This is a genomic window from Amycolatopsis sp. cmx-11-32 (assembly GCF_047608695.1).
Lineage (GTDB): Bacteria > Actinomycetota > Actinomycetes > Mycobacteriales > Pseudonocardiaceae > Amycolatopsis.
The window spans coordinates 476,526-495,165 of record NZ_JADNQN010000001.1 but is presented as its reverse complement, the minus strand read 5'-3'; the positions used below and the strand labels follow the sequence as shown (position 1 = coordinate 495,165).

The following is an 18,640-nucleotide window of genomic DNA, read 5'->3' as shown; positions in this document are numbered from 1 at the left end:
TGAACCAGGTGAGGTCCCGGCTGGGCGAGGGGTGACGACGACGATCTGCGGGAGTGGCTTGTGACTGTGCGGGTAGCGGTGGACTTCGGGACATCGAGCACCTGCGTAGTCGCTTCGATCAACGGCCGCGAGCCTCAGGTCGTCGTGGTGGACGGGCAGCCTCTGATGTCGTCGGCGGTCTACGCCGCGCCGGACGGGACGCTGTTCGTCGGCCAGGAGGCGGAACGGCAGGCGGCGGTGGATCCGTCGCGCTACGAGCCGAACCCGAAGCGCCGGATCGACGAAGGCGACCTGCTGCTTGGCGACAACGTCCTCCGCGTGACCGATGTCGTCCGCGCCGTGTTGAAGCGCGCGGTGACCGAGGCACGCCGGCTCGCCGGTGACGCCGAGGTCGAGCTGCTCGTCCTGACCCATCCCGCCGATTGGGGCGCGACGCGGACCCGTCTGCTCCGGCAGGCCGCGGGCGGTCTCGCGCGCCAGGTCGCCCTCGTGCCGGAGCCGGTGGCCGCGGCGGTCTATCACGCCGCGACCTTCGCCCCGGCCGAGCTCAATTCCGAGCGCACCGTCGAGTTCAGCGGCAGGCCAGGTGACGCCCTCGCGGTGCTGGACCTCGGCGGTGGCACCGTCGACGTCTCCGTGGTCCAGCGCATGCCCGGCAGTCCGGCGGATCGCAGTTTGCCCGCTAAACGCGCCGGGTTCCAGGTGCTGGCCACCCGGGGGGATCCAAGCTTCGGGGGCGCGGACGTCGATCAGGCGCTCCTGGAGCACGTGGGTTCGCTGGTGTCGTCCGTCGACCCGCCGGAATGGCGGAAGCTGGTCGAGGGCCGCGAGCTCACCGACCGGCGCCGCCGCCGTGTCCTGCGACAGGACGTGCGTGGTGCGAAGGAGACGCTGTCCCGGCACGCGTACACCGACGTTCCGATGCCACCGCCGTTCGCCGACGCCCACGTGACCAGGGAGGACCTCGAGCGGCTCATCACGGGCCCCCTCGGACGCGCCGTCGAGCTGACCGTGGCCGCGATCGGCGATTCCGGGCTGCGGCCCAAGCAGCTGACGGCGATCTTCCTCGTGGGCGGGTCGAGCCGGATTCCGATGGTGTCGCGGCTCGTGCACGAGCGGACCGGTGTCGTGCCCACGACGTTGGACCAGCCGGAGACCGTGGTCGCGCGAGGCGCTCTGCGCGCGGTGCTGATCGACCCGGACCGCACGGGTTCGCTGGCAGGCTCAGCTGTCTCCCGCGTCGGCGCGCCCGCCCCCAACGACCGGCGCCCCGAAACCCAGCGCCCCCAGTTCCCTCGCCAGCCCGCCACGCCCCCGCAAAGCGCGTTTAGCCCGCTAAACGCGACGCGGCAGGGGCCGCCGTCGCCCCCGAGGGGACAGCACGGGATCACCACACCGCCACCGTGGCGGCCGGGTGAGCCTCCCCGGGACGCCAAACCCGCCGAGCGGGGCGGCAAGGCCAAGAAGACGCCCTGGATCATCGCCGCGGCCATCGTGGTCGTGGCCGCGGCCATCGGTGGCGTCCTCTTCGCGGTCAACAGCGGGGAGGACGTGCCGGAAGGCCGGACGCTCGCCCAGTACGACTACCGCTTCATCGCGCCGATGGACTGGATACAGACCGACGACCGCGTCGCCAAGCGCCAGGTGGTGATCCATCCGAACGACTCCTTCACCGGGGACGACCTCGTGGTCGCCCAGGAGTTCGTGATGAACTACGACGCGACGGTCGACAGACAGAAACTCGTCGATGAACTCGGGCGCGAGGCGGAGGACGAGCCGGCGCGATACAGCGGCTTCAACGGTTCCGCGAACTACGCCGGTAAAACCGTCATCTACTACCGCGAGACCAAGCCGAGTGCCCGCGTCGACTGGTACGTCGTCGCGCAGGGAAAGATCCGCGTCCACATCGGTTGCCAGTACGGCACCGGATCACCGCTCGAACAGCGGGTGAGCGCGGCCTGCGAGCAGGTCGTCAAAACGATGGCGGTCGTCAACTGAAGGGGGAGGCATATGCCACCCGAACCCGAGACCGCCGCCGAACATTTCGCGCGCACAGGGCGTGACGCGGTCACCTATGCCCGGCAGGTCGCCCGCACGGCCAAAGCGCGGTACGAACGCCGGCGCGGCGAAAACGCGGAACTGGCGAAGCAATTCGGCAAGGGACGGCTCGCGGGCGGTGAGACCGCGCCGACGCCCGCCGTCGTCCGGAACGCCGCCAAGCGGTTCCGCGCGGGCGCCGGTCTTCCGGTTCCCGCTTTGCCCTCGGCGGCAGACTTGGTTCCCTTTCGGCCACAACCGGCGACCAGACGGCCACGGGTGAGTGACGACGACGAGGACTTTTCGCAGTCGCGAATCATGAGCCGCGGCGATTGACCGGCCCCTGTGCACTTGCTAAGTCGCGTGGTGAAAGCGCTTTTCCGTACGGGAATCGCAGTGCGCCCGCCGGGTTCCCGCGTTCGGTTCCCGCCGGGAGCGTTAACGCAAGCAACTACTTGAAACCAACGAGCGACAAGGGGAACCAGACGTGGCAGTGTCTCCGTCGTAGGTCCGTACCAAACGAACTTCACCGAGTACGGATAAACCACGAACGAAGGGGGTAGCTCCCATGGCTGGCGGATTTACCGGGACAGTTGAGCAGTTCACTCAGTCCGAGAAGCGCGTGACCGAGGTTCGCGTTTCGATGGACCAGAACCTGAGCAAGCTTCGCGACAACATCGAGGCCACCCGCGCGGGCTGGACCGGTGACGCGGCGCTCGCGTTCAACAACGTGATGAAGCGCTTCGACGAGGCGGGCCGGGGTCTCAACCAGGCTCTCCAGAACATCGGTGACCTGCTCGAGCAGGCGGGCTCGAAGTACAACGCTTCCGAGCAGCAGCAGCAGGAACTGATCAACTCGGTCAACAAGGGCTTCGGCGTCCTCGGCTGATCTTCTCTCTACCCGTTCACAAACCAAGACTTTCTTGAGCACTGGAGGAAACCATGGGCGAAATTAAGGTCGATTACGCCACGATCCACGCGGCGGCGGACGACTGCACGTCGACCGGCGGTGAGCTGGAGTCCCTGTTCGGACAGCTGAAGAGCGACCTGGCGCCGCTGGTCAACACCTGGGACGGTGACGCGAAGACCGCGTACATGGCCGCTCAGCAGGAGTGGGACACCAAGTTCGACGAGCTCAAGCAGCTCCTCGCGCAGGTCGCCGGCGTGCTGCCGCAGCTGGCCGACGGCTACCAGAGCACGGAGCAGGGCGTCACCGGCCTGTTCTGAGTCTCACGCTCCGAACGAGCAACGGCGGGCAGGCATCTTCGGATGCCGAGCCCGCCGTTTCGTTTGTGTGAAAGAAAAGCCGCGACGGTGTGCCGTCGCGGCTTTCCCGCGCGTCAGTGCGGCGCGCCGACCTCGAACTCCGGGGTGGTGTTCAGCACCCGAACGGTGACCTTCTTCTGCTGCCCCGAAAGGTCGATCGAGCAATCGAACGTGGTGCCGTTCTCCACCGGTTGGCCGGAAGGACATGCCACGTTCTTCACGTCCGGCTCCCCGTAGTGCTCGCTCAGCACACGGGTGACCCCGTCCTGGACCGACTTCTGGTCGAGACTGTCACCCGCGAACGCGCCGAGCAACCAGGCCCCGACGCCGCCCGCGACCACGACGGCCGCGGCGATTCCGCCGATCAGCAACGTCTTCTTCGAAACCTTCGGCTTCTTTTCCGGCTGCGCACCGAAAGCGCCGAGTCCGCCGTAGTGGGAGGACTGGGCGGGCTGGAATCCTCCGCCGTACTGTCCCTGCGGGGGAGGGCCCGGAATCTGTTGCTGTGCTTGCCAATCCTGCTGCGGCGCGGGCTGCTGCTGCCACGCCGTGCCCGGCGCCGAGGCGCCGGTTTGTTGCCAGGGCCCGGAAAACGAACCGGTGACGCCGGGCTGCTGCTGCCACTGTCCCGTGTACGAGCCGGTGCTCGCGGCGTTGGGGTCGTTCTGCTGCCACTGCCCGGAATGCGGTCCGGTGGCCTGCTCTTCCTGCTGCTGGTTCCCGGGATTCGCCGGTGGCTGCCACCACTGCTGCGGCTGTTGTGGTTGCTGCGGTCGCTGCGGCTCAGTCATGCCTCAGACGCCTTTCAACTCGTTGAACCGGCGGTTGAAGTCGTCCTTGGCCGCCTTGTCCGGCAGCACGGTGATCTGCGAGGCGTCCGGCAGCCTCGGCAGATCCTGCGTGGTCGCCTTGCCGGTGAAGCGGAAGTCGTAGCGCAGCTCGATCTTGTGTCCGCCGCCCTCGATCTTGGCGTCCATCACGATCTGGTTCAGCGTCCCGTCCGCGTTGAGGGAGACGGTGGTCCGCACCGGGGCCTTCTTCATCTCGTCCGTGATCGCCCCGCTGATCGACGGCGGCAGGATCTCCACCCGCCGTTCGATGAACTTCCCGAACGGGACGTCGGCGGTCAGCTCGATCCGCTTGTCCGGAAGGCTCTTGGCGCCCTTCACGATCTTCCTGTCCGCGTTGTAGGACACGGCGATCGCGTCGGCCATCTTGCAGGCGGTGATGATCCCGACCCACGCGCAGGGAATGGTCAGCCCGGTCTCCGACTTCGGCATCGAAACCCACGCCGTCGGAGCGAGGCTCTTGTACGCGGGCCCGAGGTACGCGTATTCGACGGTCCCGTCACCCGGGGTGTACCAGTCGATGCTGTCGTCCGGGTTCTTCTGCGAGCGCTGGCGGCTGACCCGGCCTTCCGGGGATCCGGTGCGGGCCGAGGAGATCGTGCTGCGGACGTACTTCTCGTCGAAGCGGAAGTAGGCGCCCGATTCACTGGTGACGTCGCGCTGGTCGCCGATGGTGTCCTGCAGCTTGTTCATCGCCGCCTCGAACTTCGTGCCGACGTAGGTCGCCGCGTCGTCGCCCTTCGGCACGGCGGTGCCCGCCCGGGCCTGGCCGCAGGCGGTGGTGAGCGCCAGCACGGCACCCAGCACGCACAAGATGGTCGTTGGCCGTTTGTTCATCGCCGTTCCCCTGATCGAGTCCCCCGCGCGCGGTGCGCGTCCGGATCGTCTCATCCTCTCCCGCGAAGGACGATGCCGTGGGCGGTTCCGCCACACCGGCGGGGTACAGTTGCCACGCGCCCGCCGGGCGCCGGTCCTAGTATGGGACCCCGGACCGACCCCCGCTTCGCAGTAGGGTCGGGCGTGGGGGTATCTTCATATGTCGTTGTGCGCTGCGGCGCGTAAGCGCTAGGCCCGCACAGAACCCACACGCAATGTTGACGACGAGGTAGACCCTTGCCCACGTACAGCCCCAAGCCCGGCGACGTCACTCGTGCCTGGCACGTGATCGACGCCGAGGATGTCGTGCTCGGCCGGCTCGCGACCGAGGTCGCCACGCTGCTGCGCGGCAAGCACAAGCCGACCTTCGCCCCGCACGTGGACACCGGTGACTTCGTCATCATCGTCAACGCCGAGAAGGTCGCGCTCACCGGAAACAAGCGCGAACAGAAGTTCGCGTACCGGCACAGCGGTTACCCCGGCGGTCTGCGTAAGCGTTCCTTCGGCGAGCTGCTCGACACCAAGCCCGAGCACCTGCTCGAGAAGGTCGTCAAGGGCATGCTCCCGAAGAACAAGCTCGGCCGCGCCCAGGGGAAGAAGCTCAAGGTCTACGCCGGCCCTGAGCACCCGCACGCCGCGCAGCAGCCGCAGGCGCGCGAGATCACCAAGATCGCGCAGGTCGCGCAGTGAGTGAGGAACAGTCTGTGACCAGCACCGAGGAGACCGCGACCGAGGCCACCACCGAGGCCGTCGCGACCACGGAGACCCCCGCTGTCGGCGACGCTGTCGCGACCAGCGAGACCCCGGCCGCCGCGCGTCCGTCGCGTGCCGCCGGTGGCAACGCCCAGACCGTCGGCCGCCGTAAGGAAGCCGTCGTCCGGGTCCGCGTCGTTCCCGGTACCGGTGAGTTCAAGCTCAACGGCCGCACGCTCGCCGAGTACTTCCCGAACAAGGTGCACCAGCAGCTCATCCGTGAGCCGCTGGTGACGGTCGACAAGCCCGACTCGTTCGACATCTTCGCCAACCTGCACGGTGGCGGGATCTCGGGCCAGGCCGGTGCGCTCCGTCTCGCGATCGCCCGTGCGCTCGTCGAGGTCGACGCCGACGACCGCCCGGCACTGAAGAAGGCCGGCTTCCTGACCCGTGACGCCCGCGCCACGGAGCGGAAGAAGTACGGCCTCAAGAAGGCCCGTAAGGCTCCGCAGTACAGCAAGCGCTGATCGCGCCTCTGGCGCAACCCGCGGAAGCGCCCATCCGTCTTTCGGATGGGCGCTTCCGTGTTTCCGGGGTCTCTCGGTCCCGTTTCCCCGTGGTCCCACCTGCCCCATGCGCCCCACCTGTTTCACGTTTAGCCCGCTAAACGCACTTTCTCGGGGCTCGCTAGGTTGTCGTGGTGGTTTCTCAAGGAGGTCGACAGATGGCTCGTCTATTCGGTACCGACGGCGTACGTGGCCTCGCCAACGAGGAGCTGACCCCGGAACTGGCGCTCTCGCTCGCCGCCAGTGCGGCCCGCGTCCTCGCCGCCCACGACCGTTCGCACCGTCCGGTCGCGGTCGTCGGCCGTGACCCGCGGGCCAGCGGCGAGATGCTCGAGGCCGCCGTCGTGGCGGGTCTCACGTCCGCCGGTGCCGACGTGCTCCGTCTCGGCGTCCTCCCGACACCCGCCGTCGCCTACCTGGTCGGCTCACTCGAAGCCGACCTCGGCGTGATGATCTCCGCCTCCCACAACCCCATGCCCGACAACGGCATCAAGCTCTTCGCCGCGGGCGGCCACAAGCTCCCCGACGGGATCGAAGACGAGATCGAGGCCGGTCTCGCCGCTCCCGTCGCCCGCCCGACCGGCATCGGCGTCGGCCGCGTCAAGGACGTCCCCGACGCGGGTGATCGCTACATCCAGCACCTGCTGTCCGCCACCCCGCACCCGCTCGCGGGCCTGCGCGTCGTCGTCGACTGCGCCAACGGCGCGTCCTCCTTCGCCGCCCCCGACGTCTACCGCAAGGCCGGCGCCGAGGTCATCGCGATCCACGCCGACCCGGACGGCGTGAACATCAACGAGCACTGTGGGTCGAATCACCCGGACGCGTTGCGCGCGGCCGTCGTCGAGCACGCCGCCGACCTCGGGATCGCGCACGATGGTGACGCCGACCGCTGTGTCGCGGTCGACGCCGCAGGTGAGCTCATCGACGGCGACCAGATCATGGCCGTCCTCGCGCTCGCCCTCGCCGAGACCGGCGAGCTGACCAAGAACACCCTGGTCGCGACCGTGATGAGCAACCTCGGGCTGCACCTGGCGATGCGCGCGCACGACATCGACCTCGTCACCACCGCGGTCGGCGACCGCTACGTCCTCGCGGAGCTCCGCGCGAGCGGGTTCGCCCTCGGTGGCGAGCAGTCGGGTCACGTCGTCCTTCCCGCGTACGCGACCACCGGCGACGGTCTCCTCACCGCGCTGCGGGTGATGAGCCGCATGGCGGCCACCGGCAAGTCGCTCGCCGACCTCGCCGCCGTCATGAACCGCCTGCCGCAGGTGCTGGTGAACGTGCCCGTGGCGGACAAGGCGGCGGTCGCCGTCTCGGCCGCGGTCCGCGACGCCGTCGATGCCGTCGAGGCCGAACTCGGCGAACAGGGCCGTGTCCTGCTGCGCCCGTCGGGTACCGAGCAACTGGTCCGCGTCATGGTCGAAGCCCCCGCGCACGACACCGCACAGGCGGCCGCGGACCGGCTCGCGGGAGTCGTCTCCTCCGCCTCGTAAGCCCTCTCGCGATCTTCCCGACTGGCTGCGCCCCGGTTACCGGCCCGGTACATTCCGTGTGCGTATACCTAGGGGAGGGTGACGGTGACGGGCAAAGGGCACAAGGTCGATCCGGCGCAGCTGAACGAAGCCGCCAAGGTTCTGCGGGACCTTCCCAAGCAGGCCTGTGAGGGGCCGATCGGGGCGGTCGAGCAGAGCAACGTGAGTTCCGGCAGTTTCGGGCCGGCGCACGGGGACTGCTTCACCGGCTATTCCACGAGCATGCGGCGACTGGCGGAATGCGCGCGCAGCTACGTCGCGGCGTCGGACGAGTTCGGCCGCAAACTCGCGGCGTCCAAGGACCTCTATCAGTCCAATGAGGACGCGAACGCCGCCGAGATGAGGAAGCACTGATGGGTCTCGCAGATGTCGGCGGGGACACCGGTCACGACATTCCCAGCCGTGCCGAAGTCGAAAAGATCCTCAACGACCCGAACATCGATCGCGACACGAAACGCGAACTCGCCCTCAACTACATCGACTACATCGAGGACGAGAGCCCGGAGAGCTGCGGTTTCGCCAGCGAAGCCGACCGGAACGGTTTCCGGGACTACCTCAAGTCAATGAACGGTGACTGGATCACCGAGAGCGACATCAACTCCAATGACGGCTACCTCGAAGATGTCCAAACGGCGTACAAGACCGCGCACGAGAAGTACGACGCGAACCAGGCCGCAGGGCGGCAAGGCGAACGCGACGCGCTGAACAAGGACGCGGCGAAAACGCAGGAAATCGCCGGTCGCGCCACCGAAACCGACCCGGGCTGCGCGAATTCGAACGACATCATGGTCCCCGGCCTGTCCGGGTTCAAGGTCTACGAGATCTTCCATCCGCTCTACGTCCGCGCGCTGAGCTTCGCGGGCGGCGGAGCGGCCATCGCCCTCGGCGAGCTCCAGCGGCTGTATCACGAGCAGGACAACATCCCGTTCACCCTGTTCAAGGCGAGCGCGGACGAACTGACCGCGCTCGGCACGGCCGTTTCCGGTTCTTCGGAGGACGTCTCCGGGAAGCTGGGGAACTCGCTCGGCACCTGGGAAGGCCCTGCGGCCGACCAGGCCCGCGCGTATCAGAAGGCCTACGCGGACAAGAACGGAAAGGTCGCCGAGGCGCTCAAGGCGGCGGGCGACGGACTTCTGCGGACCAACGCCTCGGTGGGCAGGTTCTGTCGTGAGAAGGTCGAGTGGCTGCAGAAGTGGTACACCGACAAGATCGGCGACGCCACGGCGCAGGACATTGAGCGGATCATGCGGATCGCCGGCGGTTCCTGCAGCCAGAACGACATCATCCACTGCATCAAGTTCCTGAGCATCGACGCCAAGAACGCCTTCAACGACGACTTGGGCGACATCGACCAGAGCACCATCGACGAGGTTCTCAAACCTCAGGCGGTGGCCTGGCTGAAGGATGTCTTCCTCGCCTGGTTCGGCAAGCACATCGAAAACTTCCAGCTGGTGTGCGAGAACACCCGCGACGCGATCAACGGCGCGTGGAAGGCGTACGCCGAGTCGGTCGGCAAGGTCGAAGAGAACCCCTACGCGGATCTCGGCAAGACCCCGGAGACAGGCGGCGAAAAGCCGGTGGAAAAGGGCGGTGGCGGCAAGGACACCGGGGGCGGCGGCCCGTCCTCCGGTGGTGGCGGCCCGTCTTCCGGCGGTGGGCAGAAGCCGCCGCCGAGCGCCGTCGAGTACCTGCAGCCGGAAAAGCCCGAAGTACCAGGGCAGGAGAAGAACCCGGTCACGGCCAAGCCGCTCGACATCGACCCGGCGACCGGGGAGCCGTATCCGATCGATCCGCGCACGGGCGAGGCGATCAAGGACCGCACCCAGCCCGAGACGATGACGGTCGAACAGGGTGACCGCAAGATCTCCATGGCCGAACCCGGCGCCGACGAGAAGATGGGCATCTCCGTCCAGGACGGCACCGGTCAGGCCAAGGACTACAGCCTCGACTTCGGCGACAGAAAGGCCACGCCCGGCGCCGACGACGCGGCAGGCGGGCCCGCGCACCGGGACACCGCCGAGCGGCTGGAGAAGCAGTCGGCCTCGCTTCCCCTCGCGAGCCCGGGACAGGTCTACCAGCCGGGCCCCGACGGCAAGATCCACATCGAGGACGGTGGCCTCAAAATCACCGCGGAACGGCCCAGCGGTCCCGGGGGGCCGACGTTGGTCACCGTCGACGACGGATCAGGGCATCCGTCGAAATACGCCTTGGGCGAAAACGAGCCCGCGGGCGGTCGTCACGCGAGTTCGGATCCGGCGGCGGGAAGGCACGCCGCGGACGGTGCCGCGCCGCGGCCGGTCCAAGAGGTCCCGCGTCAGCAGGCCGAGCAGAGCGTTCGCCCGCACGACGCGGTGATGTCCGGCGGTGTCGGCGGCGGGGCACCCGCTCCGGCGCCCGTGGACAGCGATTCCGAATCGACCACCGCCCAGTCGTTGAGCAACCCGTTCGACGGCGACGACAATGGCCTTGGCGACACGTCGGATCCCACCGGATCCGGTGGCGGCGCGTCCGTTCCGTCGCCGCCGTCCGGGCTCGGTGCCGCTCCCGGCGGGGGCGCCCAGGACCCGGCCGCGGCCGGAGCGGGGATGATGGGCGGCATGGGCATGATGGGCGGCGGAGCGGCCGGAGGCGGGCAGGGGTCCGGTGAAGACCAGCAGCGCACGTCCAGCGGATACCGGGTCGACGGCGGCCTGTTCGACACCGCGACGACGACGGGCGGCCGGATCAGCGGGTCGCTCGACGACGACGGCGTCATCGGCTTCCGCTAGCGGGTCAGGGGAGGGGATCAGTGAATCCTGAGGACGATCTCGCCAGACTCCGGCACAAGCTGGCCGGGCTGGAGCGCGAGAACGGCGACCGGATGTACCTGGTCGACAACCGGGCGACCAAGGCGATCGAGGAGACCCAGGCCGCGGGCGACAAGCTCAAGCAAGAGACGAGCGCGGCGCTGGCCGCGCGGCTGGAGCAGAAGCGGCGGGCGGAGGCCGCGGGCGGCTGGGAGACCGAGTCGACCCTCGGTGACAAGGCCGAAGATGACGGCGATTTCGGGTTCGAGGAGGACGAGGCGGAGAACGAGCGCCGCGCCGGATATCGGAGGGCCGAAGAGCCGCCGATCTCGTTCCGGCCGACTCCTGCCTCGCAGGCCCCGCCGCCCCTACCGCCGCCGCCGCCGTCGGCTCCGGTCCCGGTGCCCGAGGAGCGTCCGGCCGGGCGGCATCGGCGGTCGGCCGCACGGGGTGACGACGACGATTTCGCCGAAACCGACTGGCTGGCGACCTGAGCCGTCAGGCTCGCAGCGTCACGATGGCCCGCTCGACGCCGTGGAAGACGGCATGCGTCTTGTACTCCACGTCTTCGGCGACGTGGTCGGGAGTCAGGATCTCGGCAAGAGCGCGAAGGGCCACTTCGCCCTCGGCGACGGCGACTCGCGAGCCGGGGCAGGTGTGCCTGCCGAGGCCGAACGCGAGTTCGGCGTCGGGGCCCAGCGGGATGGCCAGTTTGTCCCCGATCGTGAAGTCTTTGCCCGCCAAGGAGAACGGCGCGGTCACGCGGCGGGCGGCGAAGCGGGTCGGGGCGATCTCGTGGATCAGACCGCGTACGTCTTCGAGAGCGTCTGGGCGGCGTAAAATTTCAAGGGCGGCGAGGGCGAGGAAGTTCGTGGAGTTCTCGTACGCCGCGTGGGCGAGCATCACCGGCGTGATCATCAGTTCGTCTTCGGTGATCCGGCCTGCTTCGTGCGCTTCGCGGAGCAGCGCCAGCCCGCCGCCTTCGACGGCCGTCGCCTTGAGAAAGAACATCGCGACCCTGAGCGCGGCGGTGTCGGCTCCGCCTGGCCCGCCCGACCAGACGTCCAGGTTCGCGGCGGTCTCCGTAAGGTTCGTCAGCAGCTTCGCGCCAAGCGGCTCGACCGTGCCCAGCACCGCCTCGGTCACCCTGGCCGCCGCCGGCCTGGCGAAGTCGGCCACCAGGTCGAACCGAGCGCGCGACTTTAGCGGGCTAAGCGTGACGCGCAGGTCGGCGAGCACGGCGTCCGGCAGCGGCTCCACCAGGGCGATGACCTCCTTGACGACCGCGCGCAGCCGCCGGTGGTCCGCGCCGTCCATCAGCAGGAGGTTGGGGGTCTCGGCGGCGGCACCGCCCGGGTTCGAGCTGAGCTCGCGGTCGCGCAGGGCCTTGACGCGGTCCGCCGGATCGTCCAGCACGAAGAAGTCGTCCACGTTCGTATGATGCCCATGCCGCGGTCGGAGGAGGTGCCAGTGTCCGAAGAAATGCCCGAAGAAGTATTGCGGACCCCGCTCGTGCACCGCCTGCTCGAGCGCGCGGATGTTGAGCGCCCGGCGTACACGCACCTCGACTGCTCGAACCGGCACGAACTCGTCGAGAACACGCTGACCTGGGCCGAACTCCTCGTCCGCGTCCGCGCTGTCACGGCGAAGCTGCGCGAGGTGATCCAGCCGGGAGACCGTGTCGCGATCACGGCACGACAGGACCTCTCCTACGTCGTCGCGTTCTTCGGCGCGCTGTACGCCGGAGCCGTCACGGTTCCGCTGTCCGCGCCCGACGTCCGCGCTCACCGCGAGCGGCTCGTCGGGGTCCTCAACGACTGCGACACCGACATCTGGCTCACCTCGGCTTCCCTGGTCGAGCGGCTCACGGAGTTCGCCGAGGCCGAGCCGGTCCCGGCGCCTCGCGAGATCGTCGCTGTCGACACCCTGCCGCTGGATCCGGCGGACCGGACCCCACCGTCGCCGGTTTCCCCCGAAGACCCCGCCTACCTGCAGTACACGTCCGGCACGACGCGATCACCCGCCGGTGTGATCATCACGCATCGGGCCCTCTCGGCGGCGTGCTGGCAGATCTGCGACGCCTACGACGTCGGCGAGCACACCACATGCGTCGGCTGGATCCCGTTCTTCCACGACATGGGGCTGGCGCAACTGCTCGCGGGGACGATGCACTCCGGCGGCCGGACGGTGTTCATCGCGCCGCTGGAGTTCATCCGGCGCCCGGAGCGCTGGCTGCTGCTGATGTCGGCTTATCCGAACACGCTCACGGCGGCTCCGAACTTCGCGTACGACCTGGTTACCGAGGCCGTGCCCGAGCCGAAGCGCGCCGAGTACGACCTCTCGACGGTGTCGATCGCGCTGAGCGGCAGTGAACCGGTCCGGGCGGCGACCGTCCGGAAGTTCCTCGCCGCCTATGAGCCCCACGGTTTCCCGCGCGGCGCGTTCCGGCCGTCCTATGGCCTGGCCGAGGCGACGGTCTACGTCGCCAGCGGCGACTCCAGTGGTCCGGTGGTGATCGAGGTCGACGGCCGCGAAGTCGTCGAGATCGGCTGGCCCCGGGGGCAGCGGGTCCGCGTCGTCGCCCCACCGGATCACGGTTTGCCCGCTAAAGTCGACACGGGCGAGATCTGGGTCAAGGGGCCCAACGTGGGGGCCGGGTATTGGCGTCGGCCCGAGTTGACCGCCGAGGTGTTCGACGCCGAACTCGACGGGGAAGGCGGCTGGCTCCGCACCGGCGACCTGGGGTCGATCCGGGACGGCAGGCTGTCCGTGACCGGACGTCTCAAGGACCTGATCATCGTCGACGGCCGCAATCACAGCCCTCACGACATCGAAGAGACCGTCGCCGCCGCTCACCCCCTTCTCGGGCCGGAGCGGGTCGCCGCCTTCGCGGTCGACGGAGATGAAGGCGAGGGCGTCGCCGTGGTCGCCGAGCGTGCGCGGAAAGCCCCTGACTTCGACGAACCCGAGATCGTGCGGGCGGTCACCCGCGCCGTCGCCGAGCGTCACGACGTGGCGCTTCGGGCCTTCTTCCTGGTGAAACCCGGCGGGCTGCCGCGGACCTCCAGCGGCAAGGTCGCGCGTTCCGCGGCCAGAACGCGGTATTGGGCGCCGGATGGGACAGAATCCCCCCATGGCACCTGACGGGAGCGAGTACGTCGACGAGATCAAGGCTCTCGTCTGCAAGACCTTCGACGTCGATCCGGACACCATCGACGAGGACACGCCCTTCGCGGAAATGGGCGTCGACTCCCGGCGCCGTGTCCGGCTACTGGCGACGGTCGAGGTGGAGTTCGGGATCGACATCGACCTCGACGAGCTGGATCGCCTGGTCGACATCCGGGGAGCGGCGACCGTGCTCGCCGAGGCCGTCGAGGCAGGCGCGAAGCCCCGGAAACGCGGTCTACCAGGCCTCTTGCGCCGAAATCGTTTGAGTTAGCAAAGGTGTGAATGTCCCTGCGGCCTCGATGACCGGTGGGTACATTCTGTGTGCATATGCGATGGCACCTGATGCCGCCGGCGTGCGTCGTAGGTAGGACAACGAGGCGGATACAGCGGGACGAAGGGGGCACCGGTCATGCCGGACGGGGGCTACAAAGCCGATTCAGAGGCGATGCTCACGGCGTCGACGTCGTTGGAGCGCGCAGGTGAGAACACGACGTCCGAGGCGGGGAAGGTGGGGCCGACGCAGGTCCAGCCCACGGACTTCGGCCGGGTGCACAAGGATCACCAGAAGGGCTATGCCACCGGAATCCTCGCCATTTCCGACGCGATGAAGGGCTACGCGGGCCAGCTCGCCCAGCTCGCCGGTGGGGTCAGTACCGCGTCGACCCGCTACACCACATCCGACCAGGCGAACGCCGCGGCTGCCAACAAGGCGGGGACGCAATGAGCAAGTACACGTGGGAGCAGAAGAAAGCTCTGCTCGACGATCCGTACATCACGCAAGGCACGAAGAAAGCGCTGATCTTCGGTGGGGACGCGGCCTACGAGAAGGCCATCGCCGAACGTGACTCGAACGCGGGGGCGGACAAAAAACAGGCGGCCGAGACGAAACAGGCCGACAAGGACCTCGACGCCATGGCCCGGCCTGCCGCGGGTGGTTCCACGACCAAGTCGGACCAGGTGCTCGACCTCGGGAAACCGGCGCTGGACTTCTTTTCCGACTGGGCCGAGCAGGTCTGGAACAAAATGCCGGACAGGCCGTACGAAATCAGTTACAAGACCGACGTCTGGGATCGGTTCCACGAAAACCGCGAGATCAATTTCCAGGCGATGTTCGACGAGGTCGAGGATCTCGGTGACGCCAAGAAGGCCGTCGAACAGACCAGGACGGACGCGACTTCGGCGCTGACCACGCTTTTCCACGACTGGAAAGGTGAAGGCGCGACGGCCGCGAAGGTCAAATACGAGCAGCGAATCCAGCCCGACGCAGGGGAACTCATCGCGCAGATGGACGGCGCCATCAAGCTGGTGCCCTCGACCATCGACAAGATTTACACCGCGCTCAAGCTGAAGGTCGACGAAACGCTGAAGCTGCGTGTCGACAAGGTCGCCACCGCGCCGCTCTTCACGGCGAAGCAGGTCGTCGAGATCGCGAACGGCAAGGTCGATTCCAAAGAAAAGCTCATGGACGTCGCGACTTGGCTCGACTCCGCGTGTCCGGGAAACAATCTCGCCGAACGGCTGCGTGACGACGACTGCAAGCTGAACGACGAGAACAAGGATTACGCGATCGGGGCCGCGAAGCAGTGGCTGAAGGGTTCGTTCGCGAAAGAGTTCGGTGAACGCTTCGAGAACTTCAAGAAGCTCTGCAAGAACGCGACCGACACGATCAACACGCAGTATCACGAGCTTTCGCGGTTTATGGAGGACTACACGAATCCGTTCCCCGCGGCCGGATCCGGGAAGCCGCCCGCCGAGAAACCGCCGGTCAAGGATGACAATGGCGGCGGAAGTACTCCGCCCGGTGGTGGTGGCGGGACCCCGCCCGGTGGCGGGGGTGGCACTCCGCCCGGCGGAGGTGGCGGGACCCCGCCGGCGGCGTCGGTTCCCGAGGCGCCGAAGCCGGAGGACAAACCCGCTGACGGGACGAACCCGGTCACCGGGAAGCCGCTCGAGCTGGACCCCGAGACCGGCAAGCCGTACCCGATCGACCCGGCGACGGGCGATGCGATCAAGGACGGCATCGACGGTCAGGACACCATGACCGTCGAAAAGGGCGACAACAAGATCGAGATGACCGAGCCGGATAAAGACGGCAAAATGGACATCAAGGTCGACGACGGCAAGGGCAACGAGAAGGACTACAAGCTCGACTTCGACGACCCGAAGGGCGAGGACGGCAAGCCCGGCGAAGAGGGCAAAGACGGCGACTTCGGCCCGAAGGGTGCGGTCAAGGAAGGCGAGCCCGGCGCCGACGGCGTCTACCGGCCCGGCCCGGACGGCAAGATCCACATCCAGGACGGCAACCTCAAGATCACCGCCGAGCAGCCGCAGGGCCCGAACGGTCCGACCGTGGTGACCGTCGATGACGGCAAGGGCGAGCCGACCACTTACACCCTCGACGAAAAGGGTGAGAAGAAGGAACTCAAGCCCGGCGATGTCGTCGAGACCGACGACATCAAGAACGGTCTCGACGACCGGAATCCCGGCAATCCGCAGCCCGGCAAGGTCGACGAGGTTCGCACGATGCCCGCCCCCGCCGATGGTGGAGGCTTCAGCGCTCCGGGTGGCGTCGAGGTCGGCGCCGGTGTCAGTGGTGGCGAAGGGACCGCCGCGGTGTCCGCGGAGGCCGCGGCCGCCGGTGGTGCGGCGTCGGGTTCGGATGGTGACGGCACCGTGCCGACCGCCAGTGGTGGCGGAGGCGGTAACAGCTTCGAAGGCGCGCTCGGTGGCGTCGGCGACGGTGGTTCGGCGGGGTCGCTGAACGAAGCCGGCTCGCTGGAGGCGGGCATTCAGACCGGGGGCGGCGCGCAGCCGGCCGGGACCGACGGCGGTCTCGGAATGGCGCCCGGCGGGATGGACCCGGCCCCCGCGGGCGCCGGTGCCGGAAGCTCGTCCGCCGGAATGGGCGGCATGATGGGTGGAATGGGTGCCATGGGCGGCGCGGCCGGTGGCGGCGGCGGCGGGGGTGACACGCAACGCGGGTCGAGCCAGTACCGCGTCGAGGGTGGCATTTTCGAGACCAGTGGCGCGGGCGGCCGGATCAGCGGGTCGCTCGACGACGAGGGTGGCGACCGTTCGATCAGCTACGAGCGATGATCGGTAGCAGGGGAACGAGGAGGACCGATGAGCGCTGTTGACCGGCTGGCGGCCGCCATGTCCAGGCAGGACGCCGCCATCACGGAGCAGTTGGAGCAGCGCGGGCTACGGGAGCGGCATCTCGCCGACGCCAAAGCCCAGGCGATGGAGACCATGCAGAAGGACGCCGCCGTCCACGACAAGTACGCCGCCCACATGCAAGAACTGGGGAAGCGGAGCAAGGAGGCGGGCGGCTGGCTGACCGGCAAGACGACCGCCGACCGCAGTCACACGATCGGCTTCGACATCGAGGACGACGGCAAGCCGGAAGCCCGGTTCGCCGAGTTCGGCACCCGCCAGGGGCCCGACACGGCGCGTCCGGCGCCGCTGCCTCCTCCGCCGCCTTTGGTCGCGCCGGGGGTGCCCGGAATGCCGGCGACGGTGGACGTCCCTCCGCCTGCGGCGCCGACGCCTGCGCCCACACCCACACCCGCGCCGAGTGCCGGGGCGCCCGACGCACCTGGCGCGCCCGCGCGTCGCCGAGGTCGTCACGCCCGCGACGACAAGGGTTTCGACGACGACGACTTCTCGAACAACTCGTGGATGGTCGACTGACCCGCTTCACCGTACTTCGGGCCCGGCTCACCAGAGCCGGGCCCTTCCTATTCCCACTCCGCTCGCCCAGCCCACGTCGACTTTCGCGGGCAAATCGCGATCCGGCGGCAGGGCTCCCGCGCCCGGGCCGTGTCGACTTTCGCGGGCTAAGTGTGACGCGTAGGCATGCTAAGTACCCAGGTGCGGGTTGAGGGCCCGGATCGCGATTTGCCTGCTAAACGCAAGTCAGCGGGGGAGCGGGTCAGGCGGCGGGTTCGTCTTGGAGCTCGATCGGGGCGCGTTTGACGTCGGCGTCCAGCAGCGGCTGGTACTTCGTCGTCCCCGTCAGGTGAGTGAGGAAGAACGCGGTGAACAGCGCCCTCGTCAGTTGCTGGGTCCCGCGGTGCGGCTTCCCGTGCAGCAGCAGCTGGCTCCAGTGCTTGCCTTCGGTGACACCGAGGTGCGACGACTTCCCGAGCGTCCGCAGCTGCACCGGCCCGCCCCACGCGTCCGCGATGGCCTCGGCATGCCCGACCGGGGGCGCGACCAGGTCCTCGCCCGCGGCGAGATGCAGACCGGGCACGGTCACCGACTGGGCGGATACCGTCGCCGGCGGCAGCGTCTGTGCGGGAGTGATGGTCGCGACAGCTTGAATTCGCGGTCGATCGTCGTTCTCGACGGCCTGCGCGGCTGCCAGTACCGCCGAACCGCCTCCGGTCGAATGCCCCGCGAGGCCCAGTTTCGCCGGGTCGACGCTGATGCCGTCCGGTCCGAGACGGACCGTGGTGATCAGGTCGAGCGTGGTGAGCAGGTCGCCGGCCAGCAGCCGATGCGACGGCAGCGGCCCGCGCTGGGTGGCCGGAGCCGCCGCGACGATGCCCCAGCTCGCGAGGTGCCGGAGCAGGTGCCGGTAGCTCCCGGTCGGCTGCAACCAGCCGTGCCCGAACGCGATCGCGGGCAGACCGAGCCCCGAACGGGGCGTGAACACGACGCCGGGGAGCCCGACCAGGGCGAGGTTGCCGCGCAAAACCTCGTGCGGACCTGGGTGGGACAGCTCCGCGAGCAGCTGCTTGGGCTTGCTGGCCATGCTCGTGACCTTACTGCCCGCACCTCCGTCCGGCCCGCGCGCCGCCCCGGCGTTCGCCTTTAGCGGGCTAAACGCGACGCGTTTAGCCCGCTAAACGCGAGTGCGCGCCGCC

General features: G+C 68.5%; 19 protein-coding genes. 15 read left to right on the top strand and 4 right to left on the bottom strand.

Annotated elements, in window-relative coordinates; all coding sequences use genetic code 11:
• The first annotated feature begins 60 nt into the window (after positions 1–60).
• The 4 genes from ACM6LR_RS02400 to ACM6LR_RS02385 all read left to right on the top strand — a co-directional run bounded on the left by ACM6LR_RS02400 (position 61) and on the right by ACM6LR_RS02385 (position 3,264).
• Positions 61–1,998 carry a type VII secretion-associated protein gene (locus ACM6LR_RS02400; RefSeq protein ID WP_414943066.1) on the top strand — a complete coding sequence of 646 codons (1,938 nt, stop codon included), beginning with the start codon at positions 61–63 and terminating at the stop codon, positions 1,996–1,998.
• A gap of 12 nt (positions 1,999–2,010) precedes the next feature.
• Positions 2,011–2,373 carry a hypothetical protein gene (locus ACM6LR_RS02395; RefSeq protein WP_414935912.1) on the top strand — a complete coding sequence of 121 codons (363 nt, stop codon included), beginning with the start codon at positions 2,011–2,013 and terminating at the stop codon, positions 2,371–2,373.
• A gap of 232 nt (positions 2,374–2,605) precedes the next feature.
• Positions 2,606–2,926, top strand: coding sequence for a WXG100 family type VII secretion target (locus ACM6LR_RS02390; RefSeq protein ID WP_409489773.1), 321 nt, complete (start codon positions 2,606–2,608; stop codon positions 2,924–2,926).
• Between the two features lie 53 nt (positions 2,927–2,979).
• Positions 2,980–3,264 (top strand): WXG100 family type VII secretion target, encoded by a 285-nt coding sequence (locus ACM6LR_RS02385; RefSeq protein ID WP_414935911.1) that lies wholly within the window; start codon positions 2,980–2,982, stop codon positions 3,262–3,264.
• A 113-nt stretch (positions 3,265–3,377) separates the two neighbouring features.
• On the opposite strand, the gene ACM6LR_RS02380 is transcribed toward ACM6LR_RS02385, so the two are convergent.
• Together ACM6LR_RS02380 and ACM6LR_RS02375 are read right to left on the bottom strand one after the other, a co-directional pair.
• Complete coding sequence (locus ACM6LR_RS02380; RefSeq protein ID WP_414943065.1) at positions 3,378–4,094, bottom strand: DUF4333 domain-containing protein; 717 nt, start codon at positions 4,092–4,094, stop codon at positions 3,378–3,380.
• Between the two features lie 3 nt (positions 4,095–4,097).
• Entirely contained in the window at positions 4,098–4,988 is an 891-nt protein-coding gene (locus ACM6LR_RS02375; protein WP_414935909.1) for a hypothetical protein, read from the bottom strand.
• 276 nt (positions 4,989–5,264) lie between these two features.
• On the opposite strand from ACM6LR_RS02375, the gene rplM reads away from it, so the two are divergent.
• The 6 genes from rplM to ACM6LR_RS02345 all read left to right on the top strand — a co-directional run bounded on the left by rplM (position 5,265) and on the right by ACM6LR_RS02345 (position 11,098).
• On the top strand, positions 5,265–5,717 hold the full coding sequence (rplM, locus tag ACM6LR_RS02370; RefSeq protein WP_101612195.1) for a 50S ribosomal protein L13: 453 nt from the start codon (positions 5,265–5,267) through the stop codon (positions 5,715–5,717).
• Positions 5,718–5,731: 14 nt separating this feature from the next.
• Entirely contained in the window at positions 5,732–6,247 is a 516-nt protein-coding gene (rpsI, locus tag ACM6LR_RS02365; RefSeq protein ID WP_414935908.1) for a 30S ribosomal protein S9, read from the top strand.
• Between the two features lie 197 nt (positions 6,248–6,444).
• On the top strand, positions 6,445–7,779 hold the full coding sequence (glmM, locus tag ACM6LR_RS02360) for a phosphoglucosamine mutase (RefSeq protein WP_414935907.1): 1,335 nt from the start codon (positions 6,445–6,447) through the stop codon (positions 7,777–7,779).
• An 84-nt stretch (positions 7,780–7,863) separates the two neighbouring features.
• Positions 7,864–8,172: a type VII secretion target gene (locus tag ACM6LR_RS02355; RefSeq protein WP_414935906.1), complete on the top strand. Its 309-nt coding sequence runs from the start codon at positions 7,864–7,866 to the stop codon at positions 8,170–8,172.
• On the top strand, positions 8,172–10,586 hold the full coding sequence (locus ACM6LR_RS02350; RefSeq protein ID WP_414935905.1) for a hypothetical protein: 2,415 nt from the start codon (positions 8,172–8,174) through the stop codon (positions 10,584–10,586). The genes ACM6LR_RS02355 and ACM6LR_RS02350 overlap by 1 nt, the downstream gene beginning before the upstream one ends.
• Before the next feature lie 20 nt (positions 10,587–10,606).
• Positions 10,607–11,098, top strand: coding sequence for a hypothetical protein (locus tag ACM6LR_RS02345; protein WP_414935904.1), 492 nt, complete (start codon positions 10,607–10,609; stop codon positions 11,096–11,098).
• Positions 11,099–11,102: 4 nt separating this feature from the next.
• Here the strand turns inward: ACM6LR_RS02345 and ACM6LR_RS02340 are convergent, their stop codons facing one another.
• Positions 11,103–12,035: a cytochrome P450 gene (locus ACM6LR_RS02340; RefSeq protein ID WP_414943064.1), complete on the bottom strand. Its 933-nt coding sequence runs from the start codon at positions 12,033–12,035 to the stop codon at positions 11,103–11,105.
• Between the two features lie 51 nt (positions 12,036–12,086).
• Here ACM6LR_RS02340 and ACM6LR_RS02335 point away from each other — a divergent pair, with 51 nt between their 5' ends.
• The 5 genes from ACM6LR_RS02335 to ACM6LR_RS02315 all read left to right on the top strand — a co-directional run bounded on the left by ACM6LR_RS02335 (position 12,087) and on the right by ACM6LR_RS02315 (position 17,462).
• Positions 12,087–13,748 carry a fatty acyl-AMP ligase gene (locus tag ACM6LR_RS02335; protein WP_414943228.1) on the top strand — a complete coding sequence of 554 codons (1,662 nt, stop codon included), beginning with the start codon at positions 12,087–12,089 and terminating at the stop codon, positions 13,746–13,748.
• Complete coding sequence (locus ACM6LR_RS02330; RefSeq protein ID WP_414935902.1) at positions 13,738–14,043, top strand: acyl carrier protein; 306 nt, start codon at positions 13,738–13,740, stop codon at positions 14,041–14,043. The genes ACM6LR_RS02335 and ACM6LR_RS02330 overlap by 11 nt, the downstream gene beginning before the upstream one ends.
• 138 nt (positions 14,044–14,181) lie before the next feature.
• A complete protein-coding gene (locus ACM6LR_RS02325; RefSeq protein WP_414935901.1) occupies positions 14,182–14,496 on the top strand; it encodes a hypothetical protein in 315 nt (104 codons plus the stop codon).
• Positions 14,493–16,868, top strand: a complete 2,376-nt coding sequence (locus tag ACM6LR_RS02320; protein WP_414935900.1) for a hypothetical protein — start codon at positions 14,493–14,495, stop codon at positions 16,866–16,868. The genes ACM6LR_RS02325 and ACM6LR_RS02320 overlap by 4 nt, the downstream gene beginning before the upstream one ends.
• 27 nt (positions 16,869–16,895) lie before the next feature.
• Positions 16,896–17,462 (top strand): hypothetical protein, encoded by a 567-nt coding sequence (locus tag ACM6LR_RS02315; RefSeq protein WP_414935899.1) that lies wholly within the window; start codon positions 16,896–16,898, stop codon positions 17,460–17,462.
• Positions 17,463–17,703: 241 nt separating this feature from the next.
• Here ACM6LR_RS02315 and ACM6LR_RS02310 read toward each other — a convergent pair whose 3' ends face one another.
• Positions 17,704–18,528 carry a dienelactone hydrolase family protein gene (locus tag ACM6LR_RS02310; RefSeq protein ID WP_414935898.1) on the bottom strand — a complete coding sequence of 275 codons (825 nt, stop codon included), beginning with the start codon at positions 18,526–18,528 and terminating at the stop codon, positions 17,704–17,706.
• Positions 18,529–18,640: the final 112 nt, after the last annotated feature.

What these genes read in the sequence shown, in the direction of transcription:
- ACM6LR_RS02315 (WP_414935899.1), top strand. Translation starts at nt 16,896, where the DNA reads ATGAGCGCTGTTGACCGGCTGGCGGCCGCCATGTCCAGGCAGGACGCC.
- ACM6LR_RS02325 (WP_414935901.1), top strand. Translation starts at nt 14,182, where the DNA reads ATGCCGGACGGGGGCTACAAAGCCGATTCAGAGGCGATGCTCACGGCG.
- ACM6LR_RS02350 (WP_414935905.1), top strand. Translation starts at nt 8,172, where the DNA reads ATGGGTCTCGCAGATGTCGGCGGGGACACCGGTCACGACATTCCCAGC.
- ACM6LR_RS02330 (WP_414935902.1), top strand. Translation starts at nt 13,738, where the DNA reads ATGGCACCTGACGGGAGCGAGTACGTCGACGAGATCAAGGCTCTCGTC.
- ACM6LR_RS02375 (WP_414935909.1), bottom strand. Translation starts at nt 4,988, where the DNA reads ATGAACAAACGGCCAACGACCATCTTGTGCGTGCTGGGTGCCGTGCTG.
- ACM6LR_RS02320 (WP_414935900.1), top strand. Translation starts at nt 14,493, where the DNA reads ATGAGCAAGTACACGTGGGAGCAGAAGAAAGCTCTGCTCGACGATCCG.
- ACM6LR_RS02380 (WP_414943065.1), bottom strand. Translation starts at nt 4,094, where the DNA reads ATGACTGAGCCGCAGCGACCGCAGCAACCACAACAGCCGCAGCAGTGG.
- ACM6LR_RS02335 (WP_414943228.1), top strand. Translation starts at nt 12,087, where the DNA reads ATGCCCGAAGAAGTATTGCGGACCCCGCTCGTGCACCGCCTGCTCGAG.
- ACM6LR_RS02310 (WP_414935898.1), bottom strand. Translation starts at nt 18,528, where the DNA reads ATGGCCAGCAAGCCCAAGCAGCTGCTCGCGGAGCTGTCCCACCCAGGT.
- ACM6LR_RS02385 (WP_414935911.1), top strand. Translation starts at nt 2,980, where the DNA reads ATGGGCGAAATTAAGGTCGATTACGCCACGATCCACGCGGCGGCGGAC.
- ACM6LR_RS02390 (WP_409489773.1), top strand. Translation starts at nt 2,606, where the DNA reads ATGGCTGGCGGATTTACCGGGACAGTTGAGCAGTTCACTCAGTCCGAG.
- ACM6LR_RS02395 (WP_414935912.1), top strand. Translation starts at nt 2,011, where the DNA reads ATGCCACCCGAACCCGAGACCGCCGCCGAACATTTCGCGCGCACAGGG.
- glmM (WP_414935907.1), top strand. Translation starts at nt 6,445, where the DNA reads ATGGCTCGTCTATTCGGTACCGACGGCGTACGTGGCCTCGCCAACGAG.